This window comes from Oceanisphaera profunda (genome assembly GCF_002157895.1).
GTDB lineage: Bacteria > Pseudomonadota > Gammaproteobacteria > Enterobacterales > Aeromonadaceae > Oceanimonas > Oceanimonas profunda.
In genome coordinates this window covers 396845-421932 of the sequence record NZ_CP021377.1, presented here as the reverse complement: position 1 = coordinate 421932, position 25088 = coordinate 396845, and the positions used below count along the sequence as shown (strand labels likewise).

The following is a 25088-nucleotide window of genomic DNA, read 5'->3' as shown; positions in this document are numbered from 1 at the left end:
GAGTGCTTTTTAGGACGCAGGATAAGATAGAAATTGGCTCCCCTTGCTGGACTTGAACCAGCGACATACGGATTAACAGTCCGGCGTTCTACCAACTGAACTAAAGGGGAACAGGTAAACTTGTACTACTTACTGTAACTAAAAGTGGCTCCCCTTGCTGGACTTGAACCAGCGACATACGGATTAACAGTCCGGCGTTCTACCAACTGAACTAAAGGGGAACAGGTAAACTTGTACTACTTACTTTGTAACTATTTGTAACTAAAAGTGGCTCCCCTTGCTGGACTTGAACCAGCGACATACGGATTAACAGTCCGGCGTTCTACCAACTGAACTAAAGGGGAACAGGTAAACTTGTACTACTTACTTTGTAACTATTTGTAACTGAAAGTGGCTCCCCTTGCTGGACTTGAACCAGCGACATACGGATTAACAGTCCGGCGTTCTACCAACTGAACTAAAGGGGAATTGCATTGCTTGAATGCGAGCCGAATGTTAATGGCTACCCCGTTAGCTGTCAACACTCAAAGTCGCTTTGTCATTGAAATTAGTTTGTTTGCTGCAAGAGTAGGCAAAAGCCGCTGAAATCTGCAGCACTTGGCGCGTGTGCGCCAATTTTAACTGCTTGTTGGTTGTTTATTGACCGGACGTCAGAGGTGATAAGCTAATAAAGCGGGCAGAGTAGGGCAACAGGCTAGCCTTTCTCTAAGTTTGAAGCTTGCGATGATCAGCTGTCACCTTTAATGCAGTAGAGAGTGGGTGTGGTTAGGCCGGCAGAAAACGTGAACGTAATCCTGCTTGCTATTAAACAGCTCCAATTAACGCTAAACGTATACTGTGTTTAATGGGGGAGCGTAATCATTTTATTTAGAGTGAATATTCGAATTCTAATGAAATGGCTTCCGGCAACAAGCTGGCAAGGAAATAATGTGCTCTGGTGTCATGGCTCTCTGTCATGTGAATGTAGTAAACACGTCGTAAGATATAGCTTTAAATGCTGAACCTTAAGTAGTTTAGTGATTGAAGCGAATATGAAAATTAACCGTGGGCCGTTTTTATCACAGAGCGCGGTGTTTTGCTTAAAGGCGTTAAGTACTTCTGGGGTGCTGATTGGCTACAGGTTTTGTTTTGCTTTTTAAGTGCTGTTAAATAAATTTCATTTGTTATGAAAATAAGATTATAGTGTCTAGGCTACTGAACGCTAATAGCTGACTCTTGGGTCGACTATTAATAAAAACGTTTAGAAAAACTTTAAACAGCTCAGTATGGAACTGAGTTTGTGCAGTAATCCCACACAAGGAGTGATTTAATGACGGATAAGAAAATTGTACTGGTTACCGGCGCCGCTGGCGGAATTGGTACAGAAGTATGTCGCATGTTTTTAACTAATGGCTACAAAGTAGTTGCGACTCACCGCCCAGGTAAAGAAAAAGAACAGCAAGCCAAGCAATGGCTACAAGAAGAAAAACTGGACGGTCAAGATATTCAATTATTAGCTCTGGATGTGAGCAATCACAGTGCCGTGAGTGAAACGTTGGCCGAGACGCTACGTGAGCTGGGTCGCATTGATGTATTGGTGAATAACGCGGGTATTACTCGTGACACCACCTTCAAGAAAATGACCTTGGATCAGTGGCAGCAAGTCATGGATACCAACCTCAACAGCCTGTTCAGCGTAACACAACCGGTATTTAACCAAATGTGTGAGCAAGGCTCTGGCCGCATTATCAATATCTCTTCAGTTAACGGCTTGAAAGGTCAGTACGGTCAGGTGAACTACTCAGCGGCTAAAGCCGGCATGATTGGTTTCACTAAAGCCTTAGCGGCAGAAGGTGCGCGTTTTGGTGTGAGTGTAAACGCAGTTGCTCCAGGTTACACAGCGACACCTATGGTTACCGCTATCCGCGAAGACGTACTGGATTCTATCAAGGCGACTATCCCCCTTAAGCGCTTAGCAACCACGGAAGAAGTTGCTGGTGCGGTACTGTATCTGGCAGGCGAGTACGGCGGTTACGTGACAGGCGAAACGCTGTCCGTGAACGGCGGCCTGTACATGCAGTAAGCACTAAAATTCGGCTATTTATTATCAATGGAGTGAAAGTTATTTATGTCTGAACCTGTATATATTGTTGCTGCAAAGCGTACCCCTATCGGTAGTTTCTGTGGTGCATTAAGAACTGTTCCTGCTGCAGAGCTGGCCGGTATTGCGATTAAAGGTGCGTTGGCTCAAGCAGGCCTGTCACCTGAACATGTCAATGAAGTGATTGTTGGTAACGTGATCAGTGCCGGTCAAGGCATGGGTATTGGTCGTCAAGCGGCACTGGCTGCAGGCATTCCTGTTGGCGTTCCAGCTTACAGCCTGAACATGGTGTGCGGCAGTGGCATGAAAACTTTAATGGACGCTTGTGCGCACATTAAAGCGGGCGATGCGGATGTCGTGGTTGCTGCGGGTTGTGAAAACATGTCACAAATCCCTTTTATCGCTAAAGGTGATTTGCGTAACGGCCATAAAATGGGCGACATGGCCTTAAGTGACTTACTGATTAATGACGGTTTAACCGATGTGTTCAATAAGTACCACATGGGTGTGACCGCCGAGAACGTAGTTGCGCAAGAAAATATCAGCCGTGACGAGCAAGATGCCCTTGCCGCCGCGAGCCAAAACAAAGCGGTAGCCGCGATTAAAGCGGGTCATTTTAAAGATGAAATCGTGCCAGTAGAAGTTAAAACGCGTAAAGAAACCATTACCGTTGATACTGATGAATATCCGAAAGATGGCACCACTGTTGAGTCTTTAGGACGCTTGCGCCCTGCATTTAAATCCGATGGTTCAGTAACAGCAGGCAATGCCTCTGGTATTAACGACGGCGGCAGTGCCATTATCGTGGCCAGCAAGTCTGCGGTTGAAAAGTATGGTTTAACTCCGCTCGCCGAAGTAGTTGGCTACGGTCAAGGCGGCATAGACCCGACCATTATGGGCTTGGGTCCAGTCCCTGCTATCAAGCAAGCGTTATCACGCGCTAACTTGACGCTGGCACAAATGGAACGTTTAGAGCTTAACGAAGCCTTTGCTGGCCAAGCTTTGGGTGTAGTAAGACAGTTATCCACCCAGCACGATATTGCCGAGCAAACATTGTTGGAAAAAACCAACGTCAATGGCGGCGCCATTGCTTTGGGTCACCCCTTGGGTGCGTCAGGTAACCGAATTTTGGTTACTTTACTGCACGAGTTGCAACGCAGCCAAACTGAGCTAGGCTTAGCTTCATTGTGTGTTGGCGGCGGCATGGGTACGGCTGTTATCCTCAAGCGGGTGTAATACACGCGGTTATTGGCTTCTTTAAAGAAGGAAATAAAGCAATGTATACCAATATGTTCCAGAATTTTAATAAAGACAGCGAAAAGACCTTTGCTCCAGTGCTGAAATATAATCAGTTAGTGGCAAATAACTTTACTGCATTGACTAACCTGCAATTAGATGCGGCACGTCAATACGCTGAAATTGGCTTGGCGCAGCTGCAGTTAGGCAGCCAGGTTAAAGATGTGCCGTCGTTAGTTAATATGGGCACTAAGCAATTAGAAACCATGACGCGCATTAGCCAGCAAATGATGGAAGATGCTAAAAAGTTAGCGGCTCTGACACAAGAATTTAAAGCTGGACTAGAAAACATAGCGACCGACGCACCAAAATAAATTCGGTTTAGGGTTAGCCCTTCAGCTAGAACATATTGTTGGGAAGGGGTCTTAAGGCTCCTTCCCATTCTTGTTGTAGGGGCTCTGCAATTTCTATCAGGGAAAAGCAATGCTACAAAATACGTTTAACAATCAAGACCCCATAGGGCAGTTTTTTAATTGGAATGAAACTATGTGGTCAGAAATGCAAAAGGCCAAGTGGGGCGATGACCCAGTTAGTGACGCCTTATCTCAAGTTAACTCTGACGATTTACAACTGTTCTACAAAGCCATATCGAGTAATCCGATGCATTTGCTCGATATGCAAATGAAGTGGTGGCAGGGGCAGTTAGCTATTTGTCAAAATAGTATGATGAAAAGTTTAGACAGCGGCTCTGCCAGCGTAGTGGCGGATCCGCCAGGCGATCGCCGTTTTAAGCACAAAGCATGGACAGAAAACCCGCACTTTGATTTCATACGTCAGTCTTATTTACACTTTTCTAAATCGTTAACCGATATGCTGGACGTGGTCGAAGGTGTACCAGAGTCGGTACGCGAGCGCTTAAAGTTCACCTTTCGCCAAACCATCAACGCACTTTCTCCCACCAACTTTATCTGGAGCAATCCTGAGGTGCTATTGCGCACCATAGAAGAGAAAGGGGCGAACCTGGTAAAAGGTATAGCGCTGTATCAAGAAGACATGGCCGCCAGTGCCGACATGCTAAAAATCCGCATGACGCGCCAATCTGCGTTCACCTTGGGTGAAAACTTAGCGGTGACGCCGGGCGATGTGGTGTTTAGAAATGACATTTTTGAACTGATTCAGTATGCGGCTACCACTAAAACGGTACATAAAACGCCATTGCTGATCATACCGCCGTTTATTAATAAGTATTACATCCTAGACTTAACCGAACAAAAATCTTTGGTGGCTTGGCTGCGCGACCAAGGACATACGGTGTTTATTATGTCTTGGCGCAATCCAGGTAAAGAGCAGGCGAGCATCAGTTTTTCTGACTTGGTGCAGTCTGGCACCATGGAAGCCATTCGCGTGATTGAGCAGGTGACCAAAGAGAAAGAAGTTAACGCCATTGGTTACTGCATTGGCGGCACCTTATTAGCGGCTACGCAAGCCGCGTATGTGGCTCAGGGTGTTAAGTCGCGGGTGAAGAGCGCTACCTATCTGACTACCTTGCTTGATTTTACTCAGCCAGGTGAAGTAGGAGTGTTTATCAACCCGCCGGTTATCAATGCCATGGCGAAAATGAATGAAGCCCAAGGTTACTTTGATGGTCGTAAAATGGCCGTGACCTTTAGCTTGTTACGTGAAAACAGTTTGTACTGGAACTATTACATTGATAACTACCTGAAAGGCGAAGAGCCTTCAGAGTTTGATATTTTGTATTGGAACAGTGACAGCACCAACTTAAGTGCCACTTGTGCGGACTTCTTGCTGCGCGACTTGTATCTCAATAACCGTTTGAGCCAAGCGGGCGAAGTGAAGATTGGTGACGTTGCCATCGATCTTGGCAAAGTTACCACTCCGAGTTACTTCTTATCGACCAAAGAAGACCATATTGCACTGTGGGACGCGACCTTTAAGGGTTCTAATCTCTTAGGTGGAGATAAAACCATGGTGTTGGGTGAGTCAGGTCACGTGGCTGGCGTAGTTAACCCGCCAAGCAAAAATAAGTATGGTTACTGGCTGAGTGAGTCGAAGTTCGACAACCCAGAGCAGTGGTTAGCCACCGCTAAGCGTGAAGACGGCTCATGGTGGACACATTGGCAGCAGTGGGCAACGCCTTTCTTAGGTGAAAAGCAAGTGCCTGCGCGTACTGTCGGTTCGGTTGAGTATCCTGCATTAATGGCCGCACCTGGGCGTTATGTGACACAAAGCTTACCGATAGCAGCAGTTGAAGAAACCGCATAAGTTATGATTTAGTTTAATCAGCCGCCGCAAGGCGGCTTTTTTATTATTAAATGACCGTGAGTGAACCGACGGTGAGGGGCAAAGGTGAAGCGCAACTCAATTATTGTGTGCTGGCACTTGAGCCGTGGCCGTAGATCATGGATCATAGTCGTTTATAAATGCCATTCCCACGTTCGAGGTGTATGAATGAGTCAGGTGGACCTAAGTCCTAGCAATTTTATTCGCCAAATCATTAATGAAGATTTGGCCAACGGCAAACATCAGTCAATACAGACGCGTTTTCCGCCAGAGCCCAACGGCTACCTTCATATTGGCCATGCCAAATCCATCTGTCTGAACTTTGGCATCGCTCAAGATTATCAAGGTCAGTGTAATCTGCGCTTTGATGACACTAACCCAGAAAAAGAGAGTGTAGAGTACGTTGAGTCGATTCAACGTGATGTACGCTGGCTTGGCTTTGAGTGGAGCGGAGATATTCGCTACTCTTCAGACTATTTTGAACAACTCTATGGCTACGCCGTTGAATTGATTGAAAAGGGTCTAGCCTATGTGGACGAGCTTACGCCCGATGAAATACGCGAATACCGTGGCACCTTAACCAGCCCTGGTCGCAATAGCCCGTATCGTGAGCGCTTGCCTACCGACAGCTTAGAGCTGTTTACGCGCATGCGTAATGGTGAGTTTGCGGAAGGCACGGTTTGCCTGCGAGCTAAAATCGACATGGCATCTCCTTTTATGGTGATGCGCGATCCTGTGTTGTATCGGGTGCGTTTTGCTCATCACCACCAAACCGGCGACCAGTGGTGCATCTATCCGATGTATGACTTTACCCATTGCATCTCAGATGCGCTGGAAAACATCAGTCATTCGTTGTGTACCCTGGAGTTTCAAGATAACCGTCGCTTGTACGACTGGGTATTAGATAACATCAGTATTGACTGCCATCCTCGTCAATATGAGTTCTCACGCCTTAATCTTGAATATACGGTGATGTCGAAGCGTAAGCTGAACCAGCTGGTGTTAGAAAACTATGTAGAAGGTTGGGATGATCCCCGCATGCCGACTATCTCGGGTTTGCGCCGCCGCGGTTATACGCCAGCAGCAATACGTGAATTTTGTTTGCGCATTGGCGTGACCAAGCAAGAAAACACCATCGAAATGGGCATGTTAGAAGCCTGTATTCGTGACGATCTTAATGAGAATGCACCGCGCGCCATGGCTGTTTTGCGCCCAGTACGCTTGGTGATTGAAAACTTAAGCGACGATCACGAAGAAATTTTGCAAGCACCACGTCATCCTAATAAGCCCGAAATGGGCACTCGCGAATTGCCGTTTAGCCGCGAAATATTTATCGATGAAGCAGATTTTCGTGAAGAAGCGAATAAAAAGTACAAACGCTTAGTACTGGGTAAAGAAGTACGACTGCGTAATGCCTATGTGGTGAAAGCTGAGCGCATCGAAAAAGACGCGGCGGGTAATATTACTACCATCTTCTGTAGCTATGACCCCGACACTTTAGGTCAAGATCCTGCAGATGGTCGCAAGGTCAGAGGTGTGATCCATTGGGTGTCTGCACGCCATTGTATACCTGCAGAAGTGCGTTTATATGATCGACTGTTCAATGTCCCTAATCCGGGCGCTGCAGAGTCGTTTGAGGAAGCTTTAAACCCAGATTCACTGCAGGTACTGAGCGGTGTGATGGTGGAGCCTTCTTTAGCTACTGCCGTCGCGGAAGAAGCCTTCCAGTTTGAGCGTGAAGGTTATTTCTGCCGTGATAGCAAAAGTGAAGCCTTGGTATTTAACCTAACGGTTGCGCTGCGTGATTCGTGGGGTAAAGAAGAGCAGTTTTAACTCAGGCGGTGAGGGGTAGGGTGAATAGGTTAGGGGTCACTCCCGGGTCTATATAACGAGTGTTTGACGCCTTACACCTCACAATTTACGCCTCTCAGCACTAAAGCTCTTAGTACTAAAGTAAGACATAAAAAAGCCGCAACATGTGCGGCTTTTTTGTGTCTAAATTTTTATGCCTAGATTTTTCAATCTTAGGCAAAATCAGACTAGTTATCTTCGTCGTTATGACGACACGGTTTGTCATGGCAATGGCCATACAGATATAAGCTATGATTCGTCAATTTGATATTAAATTGACTGGCCACTACTTGTTGGCGTTCTTCGATAATTTCGTCATGAAATTCGATAACTTTGCCACAGTCCAAGCACACCAAGTGATCGTGGTGCTCTTGAGATGCTAATTCAAATACAGACTTGCCGCCTTCAAAATGATGGCGCGCGACCATACCCGCATCGTCAAATTGGTTGAGCACACGATAAACGGTAGCTAGACCAATTTCTTCACCCTGATCGAGCAACATTTTGTACAGGTCTTCTGCACTCACATGCTCAGTATCTGGATGTTGGAGCAACTCAAGGATTTTTACGCGGGGGAGCGTCACCTTGAGGCCTGCTCTTTTCAAAGCTTGATTGTTGTCAGCCATAAGAATAAAGTTTCGCAATTCGTGTGTTTATTGCTTTCATTGTGCGTCTTTCTACCTTTAAAGGCAACCGCAATCTAGTTTTGTGAGCCGGTGCCATGATCTGGCGCAATAAGCCTGTTAGTGCGATTAGTTTTTGCTACTATCGGTAATTATTGATACTGGTCGGATGAGATAGATGCGGCAGATATTTGCTCGGCCCCGCTTACTTAAATTCCTGATGAATTGTTGGCCGCCTTTTTGGGGGGCGGGCATTCGCATTGAACACTTAAGCCAAGACTACCATGAGTGTCGTATCGGTTTGGTATTGCGCTGGTGGAATAAAAACGCCAACCGCACCCAATATGGTGGAAGCTTGTTCTCCATGACAGATCCTGTCTACTCAATGCTATTAATGGGAATTCTTGGTAATGACTACTATATATGGGATCGCGCGGCCAAAATCACCTTTATTAAGCCAGGTAAAGGCCGCGTATATGCTGATATTCATTTGAGCCGAGAGCAGCTAAGTGAGATACTCAACGCGACCCAATATGGTCATAAGCACTTTCCCCATTTTCGTATTAATATTATGGATGAGGAAGGCGCACTAATCGCTGAGGTGGAACGAACGCTCTATGTGCGAAAAAAAGAACGAACCAATGATAGTTAAGAGCGTTGAGCAATATTTCCTAACGTCATGGTTTGTAAAATAATTTGCGAACATAGGGGAACTTCGTCCATACTTAGGGTGACTAAGTGGTCTTAGAGACTATTCATAGAAACAAGGAGCATGTAATGCGCAATAAAATGATGTTAGTAGCAGTAGCTGGTACTTTGATGTTAGCTGGTTGTAGTTCAAACACCGCTACCGAAACCAAACTGGACGGTATCGCACAAGACTTACAAGCAGTTCAACAGGGTCAGCAAGCTAACTCTGCTAAAATCGATCGTTTGGCTGCTGATGTTGCTGAAGCCCGTGCTTCTGCAGATCGCGCTAACTCTCGTCTGGATCAGATGGGTCGTTACACCAAGTAATTTTATTGGTGCAACTGAAAAGCCTGACTTCGGTCAGGCTTTTTTTTGCCTGTAATTTAATATTTCCTCACGCCTCACACTATCTATAACTAGCGCACTCTTGGCCTTAGTAGGGCTGTGTAATGGGCATAAAAAAGCCCAGCGCTTGGCTGGGCAAATAAGTTAATTATGTATGGCGAGCTAGTTCACCTGACCGGCCAGTTGTGGTGTAGCCTGATGACCACCAATGAGCTGTCTGATGGTCGCTTCATCAAGGCCTTGCTCAAACAAAGGAGCTAAGTCGCTCATGTCTAGCGGGCGGGTATCAGCGGCGCCTTCAGTGGTTAATGGCTCATGAGATTCAACAAACACTTGCCCGAATTCATCAGTGCTGACTTTAAGCGACTGGTTAACGATCTGCACTTGAGTACCAGTATCTACTTGAGCAAACAGCCACTCTACGTGCTCAGGGTACATACGAATGCAACCAGCACTGGAGCGTAAGCCCATATCTTTTGGATCGTTAGTGCCGTGAATTAAGTATTCACCGCTGCCATAAGCCAAGCGCATTGCGTATTCGCCCAATGGGTTGTCGGGACCGGCCGGCACGACTGTCGGCAAGGGTTTGCCCATGGCAGCATACTCGCGATGAGTGTTGGCGGTAGGCGTCCAGGTAGGATTTTTCCGCATCTGGCTAATGCTGGTAGTGGTGAGCGGGGTGGCCCGCCCCACGCGGCCAATACCGATTGGGAACACATACACGGCTTGTTCATCTTCTGGGTAATAGTAGAGTCTTAGCTCGGCCAAGTTAATGACGATACCTTTGGTTGAGGCCTTAGGTAGCAACATTTGGTTAGGGATCACCACTTGTTGGCCGGGTTTAATCAGTAACAAGTCTTGATCGGGGTTAGCCGCAATCATCAAAATAGGACTAACACCATAGTAGCGAGCCAAACTTGTTAAAGTATCTTCTTCTTGGGCGGTGTGCAGTAGCAGTTGCCCAATAGGTTGGCCTTTATCCGCGGGTAAAGGCAGGGGGGTGATATTGGCCCAGACTGCAGTGCAAGGCAGTAACAGTAGTAGCAGTGAAATCGTTAACTTTTTCATATCTGGCTCTCAAATGCATCAATCGGGATTGTGGGGGCTTTCTGGATGTTAAATTACGGTTCAAAAAGCGTTCTTACAACAAACCACTAACTAATACCTAACTATAAAAAAGGGACGCGTCTTGCATCCCTAGTAGACCGTAGCTGATGAATTAAGCTTCCAGCTCTTTTAAACACATTTCTTCATATATCTGCTTACACCAGGCTTTCACTCGTTCTTGAGTTAGCTCTGGCTGGCGGTCTTCATCTATGCCTAAGCCGATAAAGTGCGCATCGTCGACTAAAGCGCGAGAAGCTTCAAACTCATAGCCTTCAGTGGGCCAATGGCCAATGATAATGGCACCTTTGGGCTCAATGATTTCGCGCAACGTGCCCATGGCATCGAGGAAGTACTCGGCATAATCTTCTTGGTCGCCGCAACCAAACATGGCCACCAGCTTATCGTTAAAGTCGATATCTTCCAGCTCAGGGAAAAAGTCATCCCAATCCGCCTGTGACTCACCGTAGTACCAAGTTGGTATGCCTAACAGCAGCAAGTCAAAGCCTGCGATATCTTCTTTGGTGCTTTTTGCAATATCGTGTACTGCAATCAGACTCTTGCCCAGCTCTTTCTGGATCATCTTGGCGATAGCTTCGGTGTTACCGGTATCACTGCCAAAAAACAGACCTACACTTGCCATAATAATGTTGTACCTGTCGTCAATGTGAGTGGTTAGGCTAGTTGGCCTACTGACTGTCGTACAGCTTTAGCTGCTGTGACAGTAAAGTTTGGATCAATTCGGCCCGGCTTAGCTGAAGCTCGGCGGCCAATACATTTAATTTATGAAGCATTGCCTGATCGACTTTTAGCTCGATACGGCTTAAACCTCGTGCTCGGTCGCGCTTAAGCTGATTACGCTTATTGAACTTGAGCTGTGCTTCGCGGGGCAAAGGATTAGTCTTGGGCCTGCCCGGTCGGCGCTCATCGGCAAATAAGTCCAGCGTGGTTCTGTCTGCGTCTTGCTTTGCCATGGCTAACCTACACCGGCTCCTTCCCAGAAAGCTTCAATGATGCCTTTGGCAATAAAGCCGGAACAACCCAAAAACAGCACGGCCCACACAATATAACGACCAAACTTAGGCACATTGCCACGTTTGAGAACATCTTGAATTGCCAGGCCAATCAAGAGAAAGATGGCGATAAAGAAAAACTTGAGACCCCAAGTTTCCAAAAGCTCTATTTGTTCTAATGACATTATGCTGTCCGATCTTTTTAAATTGTCAGCACTATACCATAAAGCAAATGGCGCTGTTAACTGACCTTGCCTAAGAAATCCATCACCAAACGGTTAAACAATTGGGGCTGTTCTGCATGTAGCCAATGGCCGGTATCTGGGATCACTTTCGCTGTTGCCCGTGGAAATTGCGCGACGACTTCTGCTTGATACTCAGGCAGTAAGTAATCGGACTCGCCACCTTTAATAAAGAGCACGGGCCCAAGGTAGGCCGGTTCAACCCCAGGCCAGCTCATAATATGTGGATACTGCTCAAGCAGGGCGGGGACATTAAAGCGCCAACTGCCTGATTCACCGGCATCCGTGGTCTTGGGCACAAATGATTTCAGCAAGAATTGGCGGACACCTGGCAGCTGTATGTGTTGGGCTAATATGACATCTGCCTCTTTTCGATTGGCACAATCCGCCGCGGCCACCGCCGTTAAACCGGCGAATACCTCGGTGTGACGGGCTTGGGTATAAGCCACAGGCGCCATATCAGCAACCACAATGCCGGCGATAAGATCCGGGGCGAGACCTGCGGTCATCATGGCTATTTTCCCGCCCATAGAATGACCGACAAGCCTTGGCTGGCAGATCTCAAGTTGCTCAATTAATGTCAATATATCTTGAGCCATCAGCTGATAATTCATCTGTGCACTGCGTGGTGAGAGCCCGTGATTACGTACATCGACGCTCACCACGTCATAGTGCTCAGCCAAGGCTTTTGCGAGGCCATTTAAGTTATCCAAGTTGCCAAATAAACCGTGGATGAGGATCACTGTTTGGCCTTGTCCTTGGCGACGAAAATTCAGTTGCATGAGAATATCCCAATCAAAAATCAAGGCCGACATTGTTGCTTGCTCGTGCAAGCGGTGCAACCTACTTGGGCACTTAGCTCGCACCATGTATAATCAAAGTCCGTCATTGGGAGTGGACATGCCAAAAAATATGATGAAAACCATAGAGGTAGATGAAGAGCTTTACCGTTACATTGCCAGTAATACACGCCATATTGGTGAAAGTGCTTCGGATATATTACGGCGCTTGCTGAAAATAGAGTCGGTGGCGGCCCAGCACCTGTCACCAACAGCTCTGCCATCAATAGCTGAGCCGAAAGATCAGGCTAAAGCCGAGCCTGAACTCTTGCTGGGGCAGGGCATAGAGCAAATGCTAAAGGGTGAAGAACTGAAGTCTCAAGAGTCGGCTATTGATCGCTTTATGCATATTTTATCGGTCTTGTACCAAGAAAACCCGACTGCGTTTGCACAGGCAAATGACATTAAGGGGCGTAAGCGAATTTATTTTGCCGACGACGAAGCGGCGTTGCTGGCCAGTGGCAATACCACCAAGCCTAAAGCCATTGCCGGTAGCCCTTATTGGGTGATCACCAATACCAACACCGGACGCAAGCGCAATATAGTGGCGCAGCTGATGGCGGCCATGGGGTATGCACACGGCTTAATTGAGCGGGTATCGCACAGTATTTAACTTGAATTTTTTAAATACGACAGTGCAAACACGCATGTGTAAACATGGACTTGTAAAATAAGGAAAGCAATGAGCACACACCCCAGAGCGGGCCTGCGCGCCAATCCGGACGAACTTATTAATGTGCCGCGTTTAATGGCGGCGTATTACCAATTAACACCCGATGTCAGTCTTGTGGAGCAAAAGGTTGCTTTTGGCACCTCAGGTCACAGAGGCTGTGCGCTGGATGTGAGCTTTAACGAAGCCCATATTCACGCCATTTGCCAAGCCATTAGTGAGTATCGCCACTTACAAGAGCTGACTGGCCCCTTATATTTAGGCATGGATACCCATGCTTTGTCTGAGGCCGCGTGGGGTTCGGCGTTGGAGGTGCTCACTGCTAATGGTATAGAAGTGAGAATTCAAACGGAGCGCGGCTATACGCCGACGCCGGTGATTTCTCACGCCATTTTAAATCATAACCGCGCCCATCCTCACGACTTGGCCGACGGTATCGTGATCACGCCTTCGCATAATCCGCCCCGCGACGGTGGCATTAAATACAACGGTGCCGATGGTGGTCCTGCTTCCAGTGACGCCACCGGTTGGATCCAAGACCGAGCCAATCAGTTAATTTCGGCCAAAGGTGAGGGCATTCGTCGCCAATCAATCCGCCAAGCTTTATCCCAAGCGGTGGAATTTGATTATATCGAGCATTACGTGGCCGAATTAGGCGACGTTATCGACATGGCGGCCATCAAAAAGGCCGGCATTCGTATCGGTATTGACCCTTTAGGTGGCGCAGGCTTGGCCTATTGGCCGTATATCGCCGCGCGTTACGGGCTCGATATTACCGTAGTTAACCCCAGCCAAGATCCGACTTTTGCTTTTATGACCCTTGATCATGACGGTAAAATTCGCATGGATTGCTCAAGCCCTTACAGCATGGCTAATCTGTTGGCACTTAAAGATGACTTCGATATCAGTTGTGGCAATGACCCAGATTATGACCGTCACGGTATCGTTGATAGCCAAGGCTTAATGAACCCCAACCATTATTTGGCGGTGTGCATTCATTATTTGTTTACCCATAGAGCTGAGTGGCCCGCAAGCCTTGCCGTGGGTAAGACGTTAGTCTCGTCTTCCATGATTGACCGAGTAGCCGCACAACTGGGCCGCCGCTTAATGGAAGTGCCGGTAGGCTTTAAATGGTATGTGCAAGATTTATTGGCCGGCAAGCTGGGCTTTGTTGGTGAAGAAAGTGCCGGTGCGTCATTTTTACGTAAAAATGGTGAAGTGTGGAGTACTGATAAAGACGGTTTTATTCCCTCTTTATTGGCCGCTGAGATCTTAGCCGTGACCGGTCTTACGCCTCATGCTTATTACGCCAACTTAGTCGAGCAATTAGGTGAGCCGGTATATAAACGGGTGGATGCGCCTGCCAGCTTGGCGCAAAAGCAGGTTTTGGCCAGCCTTAATCCGGATGTGATTGAAGCACAAACCTTAGCCGGAGATACTATTATTGCGCGTTTAACCACGGCGCCAGGTAACGGAGCTGCCATTGGCGGCTTAAAAGTGGTCACCGAGCAAGGCTGGTTTGCCGCTCGCCCCAGTGGTACCGAGCAAGTATATAAAATTTACGCTGAAAGTTTTCGCGGTGCCGAGCATTTAGACTTGTTGATTGCCGAAGCCCAAGCGCTGGTTAATGCCGCGTTTGCCAAGGCCGGCGTGTAGTTAAAAGCCGTGAGGGGAGAGGCGTAAATGGTGAGGCGTAGGGATAATAAGTACCTAATCTCTGTGCTTTTTCATTACGCTTTACGCTGTGCGCCATAGGTTAAAGATAAATATCGTCTTTGGACTTACTGCGCACAGTAACCGATTTTCCGTTGGACTAAGATTTCGTGTTTTGGTCTGTTTAGCTTTTCCTCATTTTTTCCCTAATCTTCGCTCCTTCTATCTCTGTGTATTTTTTAGCGAGAGCGCTTTTCTCTGTATCGGAGGCCTCATGAATACCCGCCTGCTTAATGACTTTTTAACACTTAGTCGCGCTAATCCCGATGGTTTAGCGCCCTTTAGTGCACCGCTCGCCAGTGGAGGACGTATTGAAGTGTGGGACAGCGGCGTACTCTGTGTGGAGCCCGCACCTACAGTTAAGGGGGCTAAGAATGAAGCGGCGCATAAAGATATCGTTATCTCTTGTGGCATTCACGGCAATGAAACAGCGCCCATCGAAATGTGTGAACGGCTGTTGGCCGACATTGTCAGTGGTCGATTAGTCTGCGCGCAGCGCTTATTACTTATTTTTGGCAATTTAGAGGCCATGAATTTAGCGGTGCGAGAAGTGGAAGATAATCTCAATCGACTTTTTTGTGGTCAGCATGGCCAACAGCTTGAGAGTAACGGGACTCTGGCCAATAAAGCAGGGGCAAATAAAGCTGTCATAAATAAAGCGGTCGTAAAAAAAACTGCGGTGAATAAAGAACGAGTGCGAGCGGCCAAGCTTGAACAGTATATGGCGCGTTTTTATCAGGCTCGCAGCGGCGCTAAACGGCTGCACTATGACTTACACACTGCGATCCGCCCTTCAAAGTATGAACAGTTTGCCGTGTATCCTTATATGGCATCTCACACCTATTCCCGTGACTTATTGGCTTTTTTAGCTGCGGCCGACATTAACACCTTATTACTGTCACATGCGCCGGCGCCTACCTTCAGCTGCTTCAGTGCTCAGCAGTTTGGTGCGCAGTCTTTAACGATAGAGCTCGGCAAGGTAATGCCCTTTGGCCAGAACGAGATGGGGCGCTTAGACCGATTGCAGCAATGCTTAACCGCAGAGCTCAGTGAGCCTAGTTGGCAGCCACCTCACTTCGCTTTAACAGATCTTCGCGTGTTTCAAGTGTGCCAAGAAATCACGAAGCACAGTACACAATTTTGTTTTCATTTTTCCGACGATGTAGCTAACTTTAGCGGATTTTCACCCGATGCTTTGTTAGCAACAGACGGAGATCGCCAGTGGCGTGTGGCGGAACAAGAGGAAGCCGTCGTGTTTCCCAATGCGCAGGTGGCACTCGGCCATAGAGCAGCGTTAATGGCGGTAGTTACTGAATTAACTGATAAAATGTTGTGTTAAGGTATGATGAAATCAACGAAAAAATAACACTGCAAAGCTTGCGCTGGATCACGCTCTGTAGTTTTGTCGTCATTAATAGCAACTTTTTGTGAACAAAATGTAGCTTTTTGGTGTCGCTCTGTGGCATCATTTTTGTGTCTTAAGTTACAACCGAATGCACACTGCTGACGCCGTTTAAATATAAAAATCAGGACGTCGCACTTTGACTATGTAAGGGAATCACGAATGAAACAAATTAGTAAGCGCATTTTAACCGTCTCTGCTCTGGCCATGGCCGTAGCTGCCCCATCAGTTAGCGCAGCTAACTGGTCCGATACTTTTGTTGGCTACCGTTATGGTTCTGATTTTACTGAACCTTTTAACAGTAATGATGTTGAAAAACATATCTTGAGTCTGACTCATGCTAGCGGCTATGACTATGGTCAGAACTTTTTTAACGTTGATTTGTTACAGTCCGATGAAAATGATCCAGCCAATGGAACCTCGAACGACGGAGCTTTCGAAGCCTATGTGACATACCGTCATCAGCTGCACTTGGGTAAGGTGTTTGATCGTGATTTCAGTTTTGGTCCGGTAAAAGAAGTCGCTTTGACTGCTGGTTTTGATTTGAACACCAAAAACACAGCTGTAGCTCCTCGCAAACAGATGCTGGTAGTGGGTCCTACTCTGAAGTTTGATGTGCCTAAGGGCTTCCTAGACTTCAGTGTACTGTACGCTCATGAGCGCAACCATAACGCGTTCAACAATCCAGAAGACATTACCTTTAATGACTACACTGTCTATAACCTGAGCTGGGGACTGCCGTTCCAAGCCGGTCCGGTACCGATGAAGTTCCAAGGCTTTGGTAACTACAACACAGCCAAGGGTAAAGGCACTACAGATGAGCAGTTAGTGCGTGCATCTCTGATGGTCGACGTAGGTCAGCTAGCATTTAACAAGAGTAATACTGTTTGGGCTGGTGTGGGTTACGAATACTGGAACAACAAGTTTGGTATCACAGGTGCGCCCGGCGTTGATACGCATGCGCCAACGTTCAATCTAGAATGGCATTTCTAAGCTAATAGATTGAATAACCGTTAACCGGAATTAACGGTTAGTTTAAAAAAGAGCGCTTAGGCGCTCTTTTTGCGTATGTGCTCAATTGATAAGGGTGCCTAACTGAGCTGATTCGTAGCATCTAGTTGCTGTCGTTGCCATCATGATTTACGCCGACGGCGTAGCGAGAACAAGTGTTCGCCTACATGTGGCTAAAGGTAGAGGGAAGCTAGTTGGCAGTAAGTGCTTAAGAGTTGGAAGGGCGATAACAAAAGAAGGATGAGGCAAACGCCTCATCCTTCTTAAATTTAATGCTTGGTAGTAGTTATTAACAGCAAGTTATGAAGACTCTTTAATGCGGCTTTCTGCGCTAGGGCTAACTGCGTTTGCAGTGTTCGGTTCAGCCGAACTTACTGCTTCGTTTACCTTGCTGGCTTTGGGCACCTTGGGGCCAAAAGGGTAGCGTCTATGAGTAAAAATGTAGTGATAGACACTGGCAAAGCCGACCATAAATAAGGTGCCGAACAGAGTAGGCAAGATAAAGTCCAGCGGCACTAACTCAGGATCCGCTAAGTAAATCAAAATAGGGTTGGCACCAGCGGGCGGATGCAGAGTGTCAGTTAGCACCATTAAGGTAAAACTTAAGCCAAAGCAAACGGCTAAACCAATCATGGGATCGGGAATAAATTTTAAGCCAATCACAGACAGCACTGTGGTTAACAGATGCCCTAAAATCACGTGTTTAGGTCGAGAAAGCGGCGCTGACGGCAGTAACAACAACAGCACTAAGGTGGCGCCTAGGGGGGCACTGAGCACCATAAAGTGGGTCCAGTTTTTCAGATAGCTCAGCACGATTACGGCGGTGAACGCGGCGAGTCCGGCGAGCGTTGCATCGCGCAGTCGATGTTTAAAATGCATAGAACCTCAATAAAAGAGTGATGCGGTAAGTGGATACAGCTAGAGTTAAAATTGTATTCAAAATGCAACTAAAATAAAAGCCGCGCCTACAACTCTTATTGGCATAACTTAGAGCTGGCTGCGATATGGCGAATCTGCGCGGCGAGTCGAGCGTTAGCCATGCCAAGCCATAGTTAGCCATAAAGCTCTTAAGGCGAAGGAGGCGGTTTTGGCAGGGTTTATTATTTAATAAGTGGCTTAACGACGGCGATATTCTATCGACAAGTCTGTTTTTTGAGCGTTAAAACTTAAAAAACTGTAAAACTGCTGCATTAGCCAGCAGTTGAACATTTAGCTATTTACAGCGCTCCTCGCTATCAGTATTATTCATCTCGTTCGGAGGGGTGGCAGAGTGGTTGAATGCACCGGTCTTGAAAACCGGCATGGGTTTATAGCCCATCCAGGGTTCAAATCCCTGCTCCTCCGCCATAAAAACGAAAAAGGCCTTGCTGCAAAGCAAGGCCTTTTTTGTGTTTTAAATCTGTGAGGGGTGAGGAAAATATAGCACCAAGCACCAAGCACCAAGCACCAAGCACCAAGCACCAAGCACCAAGTCAAAGATAGAGAAATAAATATCAGCAGAGTGCTCGAATGTAGGCACGTGCTTTAGCCGTGCAATCCGACAACGTCGGATCTTATCTACCAAACTACCCCTAAAGCCGCTGTAATTTCACCGTCATGCTTCGCGAGATCTCGCTTCTCTGCTCCGCGTAGGTATGGTTTGCCGCGGTTTTTTAGGAGCATTTAAGCCATACATAAGAAAGCAACGCCAGTCGCAGCACGCCCCGCGTATACCTTGATATTTCTCATAAAAACGCCGCCTAGCTAGGTAAGCGAGACGGCATTCTGTTGTGGCTTGCTAACTTAACGATCGTTAATGGCGCTAATCATGCGATCTAAGGCTTCTTCTAACATGGCCCGGCTGCAGCCAAAGTTCAAACGAATAAAGTCACTGCCACCAAACTGGCCGCCCGAGGAGACGCCCACTCCCGCTTGTTCAAAAAAGCCAATCGGATCTTCAAGATCTAAGCCACTGATATCAATCCAGGCCAAGTAAGTGGCTTCTGGTGATAACACTTTAACGCCCGGCACTTGATTTAGACGCTCTACCAGCAGGTCGCGGTTTTGGCGTAAATAGACCAACTGGGCGCTCAACCAATCGTCACCGTCTTGATAGGCGGCTTCGGCGGCCACAAAGCCCAATAAGTTCACATCGGCCATAATGCCGCGCGCTGCGCGAGTGAAACGCTGGCGCAATTCAGGATTAGGAATAATGGCAAATGAGCAGCACAGACCGGCAATGTTAAAGGTCTTGCTTGGTGCCATTAAAATCACACTGCGATTAGCCGCATCCTCGTTTAGGGCGGCATACGGAATATGCGGTTTACCTTCGTCGAGCAACAAGTCACAGTGAATTTCATCAGAGCACACAATCACGTTGTGACGCGCGGCAATTTCATTAATGGCCAGCAGTTCTGCTTCGGTATAAATAGTGCCGCCCGGATTATGGGGATTACACAGTAAAAATAAGTCGCTGTGCTTGGCTTGCTCTTCTAACTGCGCTAAATCCAGTAACCAACGGCCATCAACTTCTACCATGTCTACATAAGCGGCTTTGCGGCCGTGAAAGCCTGGTGCGTGTAAAAATGGATAGTAAATCGGCTTAACGGTAATGATATTACTGTTAGGCTCAGTAAAAGTTTCACAGGCTAAATTCAGCGCTGGCACTACACCTGGCATATAAACTAGCCAGTCAGCTTCAATTTTCCAGTTATAGCGATCGCTCATGCGCTGGATGATAAGCTCAGTTAATTGTGGGCTAGGGCGGCTATAACCAAAGATGCCATGCTCAACCCGCTTAGCGAGGGCCTCTATGACTGCCGGTGGCGCCTTAAACTCAGTATCTGCGACCCACATGGGCAAAATGTCTGTGCCTTCGTATTTAAGCCATTTTAAGGCGCGCGTTGGGCGACGGTCTATCTGCTGATCAAAATCAAACACGGGGGTTTTACACTCCGGACTGTTAAGCATGGGGGTTCCTTGGGCTAAAGTAAGGGCTTCAGCATAAGGAAGCCATTGGCCGCTGGCAAGACTATGCCTGAGCTGAGGCTCCGTTAGGAGGCTCAAGTAGTAGGCGAAATGAGGCTAAAAGGGGATAGGTTAAGGCTAAGATAAAAGACGCGAAATCTAACGTGAGCGAGCAGCTTAGGCGGCAGTGTAATGCTGGCGGATCAAGGTTAGCAGTAGGCTGGCCGCAGGACCTGGTGGGGTGGCGTGCGGTAAAATAAGGTGGGTAAAGCGTTTGCGTAACGCTTGGTTCGCCATCGGTAACCGTATCAGTAATCGAGCTTCCAATAACGGCGTGACCACTTCTAATGGTAGCCAGGCAAAGCCCACCCCGCGGCGTAATAAAGACAGCGTATCGTGTAAGTGATTGATCACCCAGCGCTGCTTGGCGCGCTCCCAGCCTTGTTCTGCCTCTTTGCCTTCGGCCAGTACTAGCTCCAGCTCCGAGTCTAAATCGTAAGCGGTGACCTCATTAAGCCCAGTCAGCGGGTGCTCAGGCGCACACACCGGCACATAAACCGTGGTCAATAAGGGTAAACAGGTCACACCCGCATAAGTCTGGCTGGCAAATACCATGTCGGCGGCTTGCTTGGTGATCACCGCCTGACAACCGGCGGGTTGGGCTTCAATTAAATGAATACGACAACCGCGAGAGCGCTGGGAGAAATCACTTAACGCTTGGTACAAAGGTTGGCGCGGCAGTGAGGCTTCCACCACTATGCGCAGCAAAGACTCCCAGCCGCTGGCTAGCACATCCGCAAGCAGCTCTAACTCTTCTATGCCTTGTGTTAATTGGCGTGAGCGGCGTAAAAACACCTCACCTTCTGGGGTGAGATAGGCTTTACGCCCTTTTACTTCAAGCAGGGCAATGCCTAAGCCTTGTTGCAGCTTGGCCACCGCATGATTGAGCGAAGACTGACTTTTGTTCAGTATCTCGGCGGCTTGGGCATAACCGCCATGATCGACCACGGCTTGAAAAATGCGCCACTGCTCTAGCGTACTCTTAGGACGATACATACACTTTCCTTGTGTTTTAAACATCCGCTCTCGCATCGGTAAGTAAATTTAAGACCTAGATCCTATGCCGGTCTTAGGCTTTACGTTGTACTTTATCAGGTTGGGCATCGAGGGATTGGCCGTTGACGGTGAGGCTGTCTTTGCCCATCAAATACAAGTACAGCGGCATAATCTCAGCGGCGGTGCGCAAGCTCATCGGATCTTCACCCGGATAAGCACGAGAGCGCATATCGGTGCGCGTGGCGCCGGGATTAATGCAGTTGGCGCGCACTGAGCTGTTGCTTAGCTCATCGGCCAGCACTTGCATCATGCCTTCGGTGGCAAATTTTGAAATTGCATAACTGCCCCAATAAGCACGACCTTGTTTACCCACGCCTGAGCTGGTGTAAACAATGGATGAGTCGGGCGTGGCTTTTAACAAGGGCAATAACGCTTGAGTCAGTAAAAACTGTGACTTTAGGTTAACCTGCATCACCTGATCCCACTCATCTTCGCCGATCATTTCAAACGGGCCCAATACGCTCAGATGACTAGCATTAAATAGCACCCCATCTAAGCGACCAAATTGCTGCTTTAGGGTTTCTGCCAAGTCTTGATAATGATTTTTAGTAGCGCCATTTAAATCCAGCGGAATAATGGCTGGCTCTGGGCTACCTTGAGCGAGCAGTTCATCGTAAACCGCTTCCAGTTTTTTCACCGTTTTGCCGAGCAGTATTACGGTGGCGCCGTGGGCACCATAATGAAGGGCCGCTTGGCGACCAATGCCATCGCCTGCGCCAGTAATCAAAATGACTTTATTGGCGAGTAAATCCGGGGCTGCATGATAATCGAGCATCTGAGCTGAGTTCTCTTAATAACAGGTAATAGTGGGATCAAACCAGACTCTGGGCTGGGATGCTAGTGTTAACGAGCAAAAATGACGAGTCAATACTGCCTTATCAGCCGCTTAAGAGGCTGATAAGCAAAATGACCGTTGGTGTTCTGGGCCAAGGCTTTTACAATGGGCCTCATTAGGCTTTATGTCTGTCTCAAGGAAACCTCATGTTAGATTTTTTTTACCATTATGGTCTGTTTGCCGCTAAAACCCTGACCTTTGTACTGGCCATAGGCTTTGTTATTGCCTTAATTACTACTGCTGCGACCAAACAAAAGCGCGGTGCTAATCGGCTGGTGCTGGAAGATGTGAGCGCCGACTTACGCCAACAAAGCCAACAATTACAACTAGCTTGTGCGCTTAATGATCATGAGCGCAAGCAGTTAAAACAACAATTTAAAGCCGTGGCTAAGGCCGACAAGAAAGCCAGTGATGATAAAGCACGTCTCTATGTGTTGGATTTTAATGGCAGCATGGACGCTCATGAAGTGAGTGGCTTAAGCCGAGAGATCACCGGCTTATTGCAATTGGCCAAGGCGGGCGATGACGTACTGGTACGTTTGGAGTCTGGTGGCGGCGTGGTACACGGTTATGGCTTAGGCGCGGCCGAGCTGGCTCGCATTAAGGCGCACGGTCTGCACTTAACGGTCGCGGTAGATAAAGTGGCTGCCAGTGGCGGTTATATGATGGCCTGTGTGGCCGAGCGAATTATTGCCGCACCTTTTGCCATCGTCGGCTCCATTGGCGTGGTGGCCCAAATGCCTAACTTTAATAAATTTTTGAAAAATAAAGACATAGACGTAGAGCTGCACACGGCGGGCGCCTACAAGCGTACCTTGACGTTATTTGGTGAAAATGACGATGCGGGTCGCGCTAAGTTTCAAGAAGAGCTGGAAGTGATCCATCATAGATTTAAAGACTTTATCGCCGTGAATCGCCCCGCACTGGCACTGGAAAAAGTCGCCACCGGCGAGCACTGGTTGGGCACAGATGCCCTTGAGTTAGGCTTGGTGGATGAATTGTCGACCAGCAGTGAGTACTTGCTCAGCCAAAGCGACAATAAGCGGGTGATCCGCCTGCATTATCAGCCGAAGAAAAATCTCAAAGAAAAGCTCACCCAAGCGGTAGAACTCGGTATCAGCCGTGCGGTACTAAAATTCATCTCCGCCGCCCAACGCCCGTTTAGTTAATCAACAAAGATAAAAGCTCTTTTTGCCACGACTCTTTGCTATAAACAGCACGGAAACCACGGACGTAGAGATAGGTCAAAAGCGAAAAAAAGCCTATGATTTAGGAAGTCTTAACTTAAACATTCGCATTTAGTCATCATGTTAATTTTTCTGTGCGTTCCGTGGATTCCGTGGCGAGAAATCTTTAATGTTTGTCATTATGCCTTAGCTGGGTGCTTGGCGCAGGGCGCTCGGCGCGATGTTTCACCGCTGAAACTCATACACGCTGCCCAAGTTTAGAATTTGGCTGAGCTCATCCAGCGCGCTGCGTGATTCCTGCAACAAGTTGGGATCGCGCAAATCACTGACGCTTAATCGGTCCCGATAATGTGTTTCAACCCAGCTATTGAGTCGCGTAAAGAGCACCTCGTCCAGTAAACAGGCGGGGTTAGTGGCCGCTAATTCCGCTTGATTTAGTGCTACCCGCAGCCGTAAGCAAGCGGGGCCACCGCCATTGCGCATGCTTTGTTTTACGTCCATAAAGTACACGTCTTTAATAGGCGTATTAAGGCTGAGTAGCTTATCCAGATAAGCGCTAACGCTGGGCGTGTGGGCGCATTCTAACGGTGCAATAATCACCATATGACCGGGGCTTATGGTCACAATTTGGGTATTAAATAAATAGCTGCTGATGGCATCTGCCAGTGGCACATCTGCTTCACTGACTTCAATAAAATAGAGTTCATTGTTTGCTAACTCAGTGTTCTTTACCCCAGAGCTTGGCAACTTGGCTTGAATGGCGGCCAGCGTAGCTTTACTGTCTAAAAACGCCGACTCATGAAAAAACAGCACGTTTTGATTGCCCACCGCAATCACATCATTATGAAACACCCCTTGGTCGATAATGGCCGGGTTTTGGGCAATAAACAGCGTGTTGTGTTCGCTCAAACCGTGCAATCGAGCCACGGCTCGCGAAGCTTCCAGCGTTTGGCGTGCCGGATAGCGTTGGGGCGCGGGTAAGTGCGGATTAAAGGCGCTGCGCCCATATACAAACAGCTCAAGTCCCGGTTGGTGATAATCAGTACACAGCCGAGTGTGATTAGCGGCTCCTTCATCGCCAAATGCGTCTTGGCTGGGTAGCGCAGGATGATGACAAAAATACTCATCATTATTAAATATCCGACTCAAGATACGACCGGTAACGGGATGTTCAATGGCGCGATGAAACTTATTATTAAGATTCGCGGGCGTAAAGTGCACCCGATTATCTTGAGTGTCGGCGCTGGGGGATACGGTGGCCGCATTGGCGGTCCACATGCTGGAGGCGGAGCTACAAGCGGCCAATAATGCTGGGTTTTCGCGATAGGCCTTGTCTAGCACTTGAGCGTCAGTGCCGCTAAAACCAAGCTGGCGCAGGGTATGCACATCGGGGCGCTCTTGAGGCGCTAATACTCCTTGAATTAAGCCTAAATCGCTTAAGCTCTTCATCTTTTGTAAGCCTTGTAGCGCGGCTTGTTTTGGATTTGAGCTCGCTTGTGCGCTACCTTGTGAGGCAATATTGCCGTAAGACAGGCCCGCGTAGTTGTGAGTGGGGCCCACTAAGCCATCAAAATTGGCTTCAAATGACAGTGCTTTGTCTCTCTGTGGCGCTTGCAGTGCCATAGGCTGGCTCCTTAAATCAGTGCGTGCGAATGCTTAATATAAGTGCTGAACATGGCGGCTTTTAGTCTTTGCGCCATTATAGGTGGCTTTCTATATGAGTTGTAACTTAACATTAACAGCATATGCTTGGCTGTTGGGCACATCAGCAAAGCCAAGCCACATAATGCATAAAAAGCGGACGAACAGTCAGCATAACTAAAAAACCGGTTGATTCCTGTTGGTATCAAGGTGTTAATAAGTACATATAAATTCAATTCATTT

Annotated in this window: 23 protein-coding genes and 5 tRNA genes; 13 read left to right on the top strand and 15 right to left on the bottom strand. The window is 47.8% G+C overall.

Annotated elements, in window-relative coordinates:
• Positions 1 to 34: 34 nt before the first annotated feature.
• The 4 genes from CBP31_RS01850 to CBP31_RS01835 form a co-directional block, all read right to left on the bottom strand.
• Positions 35 to 110 (bottom strand) — tRNA-Asn (locus CBP31_RS01850).
• A 35-nt stretch (positions 111 to 145) separates the two neighbouring features.
• Positions 146 to 221: transfer RNA gene (locus CBP31_RS01845), tRNA-Asn, on the bottom strand.
• 47 nt (positions 222 to 268) lie between these two features.
• Positions 269 to 344, bottom strand: a tRNA-Asn gene (locus tag CBP31_RS01840).
• Between the two features lie 47 nt (positions 345 to 391).
• Positions 392 to 467 (bottom strand) — tRNA-Asn (locus CBP31_RS01835).
• Positions 468 to 1309: 842 nt separating this feature from the next.
• On the opposite strand from CBP31_RS01835, the gene phbB reads away from it, so the two are divergent.
• From phbB to glnS, 5 genes are all read left to right on the top strand, one after another.
• Positions 1310 to 2062 carry an acetoacetyl-CoA reductase gene (gene phbB, locus CBP31_RS01830; protein WP_087034611.1) on the top strand — a complete coding sequence of 251 codons (753 nt, stop codon included), beginning with the start codon at positions 1310 to 1312 and terminating at the stop codon, positions 2060 to 2062.
• 45 nt (positions 2063 to 2107) lie between these two features.
• Positions 2108 to 3316 (top strand): acetyl-CoA C-acetyltransferase, encoded by a 1209-nt coding sequence (locus CBP31_RS01825; protein ID WP_087034610.1) that lies wholly within the window; start codon positions 2108 to 2110, stop codon positions 3314 to 3316.
• Between the two features lie 41 nt (positions 3317 to 3357).
• Entirely contained in the window at positions 3358 to 3690 is a 333-nt protein-coding gene (locus CBP31_RS01820) for a phasin family protein (protein ID WP_087034609.1), read from the top strand.
• Between the two features lie 109 nt (positions 3691 to 3799).
• Positions 3800 to 5599: a class I poly(R)-hydroxyalkanoic acid synthase gene (gene phaC, locus CBP31_RS01815; RefSeq protein ID WP_087034608.1), complete on the top strand. Its 1800-nt coding sequence runs from the start codon at positions 3800 to 3802 to the stop codon at positions 5597 to 5599.
• A 186-nt stretch (positions 5600 to 5785) separates the two neighbouring features.
• Positions 5786 to 7450: a glutamine--tRNA ligase gene (glnS, locus tag CBP31_RS01810; protein WP_087034607.1), complete on the top strand. Its 1665-nt coding sequence runs from the start codon at positions 5786 to 5788 to the stop codon at positions 7448 to 7450.
• Positions 7451 to 7656: 206 nt separating this feature from the next.
• On the opposite strand, the gene fur is transcribed toward glnS, so the two are convergent.
• Entirely contained in the window at positions 7657 to 8094 is a 438-nt protein-coding gene (gene fur / locus CBP31_RS01805; RefSeq protein WP_087034606.1) for a ferric iron uptake transcriptional regulator, read from the bottom strand.
• A 175-nt stretch (positions 8095 to 8269) separates the two neighbouring features.
• On the opposite strand from fur, the gene CBP31_RS01800 reads away from it, so the two are divergent.
• Together CBP31_RS01800 and CBP31_RS01795 are read left to right on the top strand one after the other, a co-directional pair.
• Entirely contained in the window at positions 8270 to 8743 is a 474-nt protein-coding gene (locus CBP31_RS01800; protein WP_087034605.1) for a DUF4442 domain-containing protein, read from the top strand.
• Positions 8744 to 8868: 125 nt separating this feature from the next.
• Entirely contained in the window at positions 8869 to 9108 is a 240-nt protein-coding gene (locus tag CBP31_RS01795; RefSeq protein WP_087034604.1) for an LPP leucine zipper domain-containing protein, read from the top strand.
• Between the two features lie 180 nt (positions 9109 to 9288).
• On the opposite strand, the gene CBP31_RS01790 is transcribed toward CBP31_RS01795, so the two are convergent.
• From CBP31_RS01790 to CBP31_RS01770, 5 genes are all read right to left on the bottom strand, one after another.
• Entirely contained in the window at positions 9289 to 10194 is a 906-nt protein-coding gene (locus CBP31_RS01790; RefSeq protein ID WP_087034603.1) for a L,D-transpeptidase family protein, read from the bottom strand.
• Between the two features lie 151 nt (positions 10195 to 10345).
• Positions 10346 to 10873, bottom strand: a complete 528-nt coding sequence (fldA, locus tag CBP31_RS01785) for a flavodoxin FldA (protein WP_087034602.1) — start codon at positions 10871 to 10873, stop codon at positions 10346 to 10348.
• A 46-nt stretch (positions 10874 to 10919) separates the two neighbouring features.
• Positions 10920 to 11204: a LexA regulated protein gene (gene ybfE / locus CBP31_RS01780; RefSeq protein ID WP_087034601.1), complete on the bottom strand. Its 285-nt coding sequence runs from the start codon at positions 11202 to 11204 to the stop codon at positions 10920 to 10922.
• Between the two features lie 2 nt (positions 11205 to 11206).
• Positions 11207 to 11428, bottom strand: coding sequence for a DUF2788 domain-containing protein (locus CBP31_RS01775; protein ID WP_087034600.1), 222 nt, complete (start codon positions 11426 to 11428; stop codon positions 11207 to 11209).
• 56 nt (positions 11429 to 11484) lie between these two features.
• Entirely contained in the window at positions 11485 to 12267 is a 783-nt protein-coding gene (locus CBP31_RS01770; protein ID WP_087038572.1) for an alpha/beta fold hydrolase, read from the bottom strand.
• Between the two features lie 133 nt (positions 12268 to 12400).
• Between CBP31_RS01770 and seqA the strand changes: the two genes are divergently transcribed.
• The 4 genes from seqA (at position 12401) to CBP31_RS01750 (ending at position 17102) form a co-directional block, all read left to right on the top strand.
• On the top strand, positions 12401 to 12937 hold the full coding sequence (gene seqA, locus CBP31_RS01765) for a replication initiation negative regulator SeqA (protein ID WP_169713007.1): 537 nt from the start codon (positions 12401 to 12403) through the stop codon (positions 12935 to 12937).
• A 69-nt stretch (positions 12938 to 13006) separates the two neighbouring features.
• A complete protein-coding gene (gene pgm / locus CBP31_RS01760; RefSeq protein WP_087034598.1) occupies positions 13007 to 14650 on the top strand; it encodes a phosphoglucomutase (alpha-D-glucose-1,6-bisphosphate-dependent) in 1644 nt (547 codons plus the stop codon).
• Positions 14651 to 14921: 271 nt separating this feature from the next.
• A complete protein-coding gene (locus CBP31_RS01755; protein ID WP_087034597.1) occupies positions 14922 to 16046 on the top strand; it encodes a succinylglutamate desuccinylase in 1125 nt (374 codons plus the stop codon).
• A 225-nt stretch (positions 16047 to 16271) separates the two neighbouring features.
• Positions 16272 to 17102, top strand: coding sequence for a hypothetical protein (locus CBP31_RS01750; protein WP_087034596.1), 831 nt, complete (start codon positions 16272 to 16274; stop codon positions 17100 to 17102).
• Positions 17103 to 17420: 318 nt separating this feature from the next.
• Here the strand turns inward: CBP31_RS01750 and CBP31_RS01745 are convergent, their stop codons facing one another.
• Complete coding sequence (locus CBP31_RS01745) at positions 17421 to 17999, bottom strand: HPP family protein (RefSeq protein WP_087034595.1); 579 nt, start codon at positions 17997 to 17999, stop codon at positions 17421 to 17423.
• Positions 18000 to 18376: 377 nt separating this feature from the next.
• Here CBP31_RS01745 and CBP31_RS01740 point away from each other — a divergent pair.
• Positions 18377 to 18467 (top strand) — tRNA-Ser (locus tag CBP31_RS01740).
• Between the two features lie 435 nt (positions 18468 to 18902).
• Here CBP31_RS01740 and CBP31_RS01735 read toward each other — a convergent pair.
• The 3 genes from CBP31_RS01735 to CBP31_RS01725 form a co-directional block, all read right to left on the bottom strand.
• Positions 18903 to 20039, bottom strand: coding sequence for a MalY/PatB family protein (locus CBP31_RS01735; RefSeq protein ID WP_087038571.1), 1137 nt, complete (start codon positions 20037 to 20039; stop codon positions 18903 to 18905).
• A gap of 204 nt (positions 20040 to 20243) precedes the next feature.
• Positions 20244 to 21122, bottom strand: a complete 879-nt coding sequence (locus CBP31_RS01730; RefSeq protein WP_087034594.1) for a LysR family transcriptional regulator — start codon at positions 21120 to 21122, stop codon at positions 20244 to 20246.
• 73 nt (positions 21123 to 21195) lie between these two features.
• Positions 21196 to 21957, bottom strand: coding sequence for a YciK family oxidoreductase (locus CBP31_RS01725; protein ID WP_087034593.1), 762 nt, complete (start codon positions 21955 to 21957; stop codon positions 21196 to 21198).
• A 206-nt stretch (positions 21958 to 22163) separates the two neighbouring features.
• On the opposite strand from CBP31_RS01725, the gene sohB reads away from it, so the two are divergent.
• The gene (sohB, locus tag CBP31_RS01720; RefSeq protein ID WP_087034592.1) at positions 22164 to 23186 is read left to right on the top strand and encodes a protease SohB; all 1023 of its coding nucleotides are present in this window, start codon (positions 22164 to 22166) and stop codon (positions 23184 to 23186) included.
• A gap of 243 nt (positions 23187 to 23429) precedes the next feature.
• Here sohB and astB read toward each other — a convergent pair whose 3' ends face one another.
• Positions 23430 to 24827 (bottom strand): N-succinylarginine dihydrolase, encoded by a 1398-nt coding sequence (gene astB, locus CBP31_RS01715; protein WP_087034591.1) that lies wholly within the window; start codon positions 24825 to 24827, stop codon positions 23430 to 23432.
• Positions 24828 to 25088 lie beyond the last annotated feature (261 nt).

Excerpts from the sequence above, each read along its gene's own strand:
- phbB (WP_087034611.1), top strand. The coding sequence starts at position 1,310 with ATGACGGATAAGAAAATTGTACTGGTTACCGGCGCCGCTGGCGGAATT.
- CBP31_RS01825 (WP_087034610.1), top strand. The coding sequence starts at position 2,108 with ATGTCTGAACCTGTATATATTGTTGCTGCAAAGCGTACCCCTATCGGT.
- CBP31_RS01820 (WP_087034609.1), top strand. The coding sequence starts at position 3,358 with ATGTATACCAATATGTTCCAGAATTTTAATAAAGACAGCGAAAAGACC.
- phaC (WP_087034608.1), top strand. The coding sequence starts at position 3,800 with ATGCTACAAAATACGTTTAACAATCAAGACCCCATAGGGCAGTTTTTT.
- glnS (WP_087034607.1), top strand. The coding sequence starts at position 5,786 with ATGAGTCAGGTGGACCTAAGTCCTAGCAATTTTATTCGCCAAATCATT.
- fur (WP_087034606.1), bottom strand. The coding sequence starts at position 8,094 with ATGGCTGACAACAATCAAGCTTTGAAAAGAGCAGGCCTCAAGGTGACG.
- CBP31_RS01800 (WP_087034605.1), top strand. The coding sequence starts at position 8,270 with ATGCGGCAGATATTTGCTCGGCCCCGCTTACTTAAATTCCTGATGAAT.
- CBP31_RS01795 (WP_087034604.1), top strand. The coding sequence starts at position 8,869 with ATGCGCAATAAAATGATGTTAGTAGCAGTAGCTGGTACTTTGATGTTA.
- CBP31_RS01790 (WP_087034603.1), bottom strand. The coding sequence starts at position 10,194 with ATGAAAAAGTTAACGATTTCACTGCTACTACTGTTACTGCCTTGCACT.
- fldA (WP_087034602.1), bottom strand. The coding sequence starts at position 10,873 with ATGGCAAGTGTAGGTCTGTTTTTTGGCAGTGATACCGGTAACACCGAA.
- ybfE (WP_087034601.1), bottom strand. The coding sequence starts at position 11,204 with ATGGCAAAGCAAGACGCAGACAGAACCACGCTGGACTTATTTGCCGAT.
- CBP31_RS01775 (WP_087034600.1), bottom strand. The coding sequence starts at position 11,428 with ATGTCATTAGAACAAATAGAGCTTTTGGAAACTTGGGGTCTCAAGTTT.
- CBP31_RS01770 (WP_087038572.1), bottom strand. The coding sequence starts at position 12,267 with ATGCAACTGAATTTTCGTCGCCAAGGACAAGGCCAAACAGTGATCCTC.
- seqA (WP_169713007.1), top strand. The coding sequence starts at position 12,401 with ATGAAAACCATAGAGGTAGATGAAGAGCTTTACCGTTACATTGCCAGT.
- pgm (WP_087034598.1), top strand. The coding sequence starts at position 13,007 with ATGAGCACACACCCCAGAGCGGGCCTGCGCGCCAATCCGGACGAACTT.
- CBP31_RS01755 (WP_087034597.1), top strand. The coding sequence starts at position 14,922 with ATGAATACCCGCCTGCTTAATGACTTTTTAACACTTAGTCGCGCTAAT.
- CBP31_RS01750 (WP_087034596.1), top strand. The coding sequence starts at position 16,272 with ATGAAACAAATTAGTAAGCGCATTTTAACCGTCTCTGCTCTGGCCATG.
- CBP31_RS01745 (WP_087034595.1), bottom strand. The coding sequence starts at position 17,999 with ATGCATTTTAAACATCGACTGCGCGATGCAACGCTCGCCGGACTCGCC.
- CBP31_RS01730 (WP_087034594.1), bottom strand. The coding sequence starts at position 21,122 with ATGTATCGTCCTAAGAGTACGCTAGAGCAGTGGCGCATTTTTCAAGCC.
- CBP31_RS01725 (WP_087034593.1), bottom strand. The coding sequence starts at position 21,957 with ATGCTCGATTATCATGCAGCCCCGGATTTACTCGCCAATAAAGTCATT.
- sohB (WP_087034592.1), top strand. The coding sequence starts at position 22,164 with ATGTTAGATTTTTTTTACCATTATGGTCTGTTTGCCGCTAAAACCCTG.
- astB (WP_087034591.1), bottom strand. The coding sequence starts at position 24,827 with ATGGCACTGCAAGCGCCACAGAGAGACAAAGCACTGTCATTTGAAGCC.